The organism is Paenibacillus sp. 01T422 (assembly GCF_056398785.1).
In genome coordinates, this window is sequence record NZ_JBFTQB010001185.1 from 1 (window position 1) to 1,540 (window position 1,540).

At 45.1% G+C, this 1,540-nt stretch carries 1 protein-coding gene; it reads left to right on the plus strand.

The genetic code is table 11. From position 1 onward, the window contains the following. Positions 1-272 precede the first annotated feature (272 nt). Positions 273-1,190 carry a polyprenyl synthetase family protein gene (locus AC1DUA_RS36990; protein WP_477504466.1) on the plus strand — a complete coding sequence of 306 codons (918 nt, stop codon included), beginning with the start codon at positions 273-275 and terminating at the stop codon, positions 1,188-1,190. The last annotated feature ends 350 nt before the right edge of the window (positions 1,191-1,540 follow it).

Genomic DNA, 1,540 nt, shown 5'->3' on the forward strand with positions numbered 1-1,540 from the left:
GTATGGAGTATTCTCGTGTTGTTCAGTCCGTATGTTTGCAAAAAGCGGAAGAGATTTACGAAGGACTGCCAGCGCTCTCTTCCTGGAAGATGAAGTTAAGAGAAGCCACCTACGGTGCATATCTAGATGCCGATCGGTTCAGCGGATAAGCCCTATTGACACCAAAAGAATATGGAAGACCGGGAAGGCACATGCCTTTACCGGTCTTCTCTGCTGTTCAGACGAATTTCCCATTCTTTAACATAAGAGACAGAAGCGAGGGCGAGTGGAGCATGAAGCAAAGTGTAAAAGAACATATGATTCGCTTAGTGGACGATTATATTGATGTGAAGGATTTAAATGAGCTTTTGAAATCATTCATTGCGGATAAAGACAAAGAGAATGGGGCGTGGGCAAAGGTTACGCTTTGCACGCATTATATGCTGGGTGGGGATTCACCGTATATTGACCGCTACGCGGCACTCGCAGAGTTGGCTAACTTAATCCTGGACATTGTGGATGATCTGCAAGATCAGGATCAAGAGGATAAGCCATGGATGAAGTGTTCGCAAGCGGAGGCGTTGAATGCCGTTCTGGCGCTCTTAATGGGATTCATTGGCGAGTTGGGTCATCTACAGGTCAAATCAGAATGGTTGGTCGAAGTCACGAAGATCATCGCGCGTTCAATTAACGGCCAGCATAAGGATGTGGTGAATGCGGCAGTGACGGTTGATAATTATCTGGTCATGACGCAGGAGAAATCTGGCTCTCTATTTCGCTTGGCCTGTTTTATGGGATATATGACAGTGGATTCCCCGCGGGAAACGATTGAGCAGCTTCATGAGCTAGCCGATTGCATCGGGCTTATTCATCAAATTCAGAATGATATGCGCGACATCGTTCGGATTGATGTGAAGAATGATTTGTACGGCAAGAAGCGTACGCTCCCTATTTTGTATTTGCTTTCCGTTGAGGATGAAGATTTTACTCCATTGAAAGCCTACTATGAGGGGGAAATTACGTCGGATGTGCTTTTGCAAGAGAAGGAAGCGTTTATTCAAATGATTAAGGATTCCGGTTGCTTGGAGTATGGACAAGTCGTGCAGTCGGTCTGCATTCAGAAAGCGGAGGAGATCTACGAGAAGTTGTCAGCTGTTTCTCCTTGGAAGGAAAGATTCAGGGAAGTGACTTATGGCAGTTTTGTTGAGTAAGGATGATTAGGATTAGGATAAGGGTGAACTAAGTGGGATGACGCAGGAGTAGATGTATATGCCGATAGACTCGATCACGTGTGTGTGATTGGGTTTATCGGCTTATTCGTTTATATTAGCGGAAATATTTACCTTTATTTCGAGGCTGCTGTGGAAAATACCGCCCTTAACGGGAAAAACTGCAGCTAAATCGCTTCAAAACTTGTGTTTTTGGGTAAGTCCCTGATATTAACGGGAGAAATTCCATGTAAACTTACCGGATCTCCAAAACATATCGAATTAGCGGTAGTTACACCCGTAATTTAGCAGACTGACACCAGTGACGAGGGGCGTAAAGAGTGGGGCTCAAG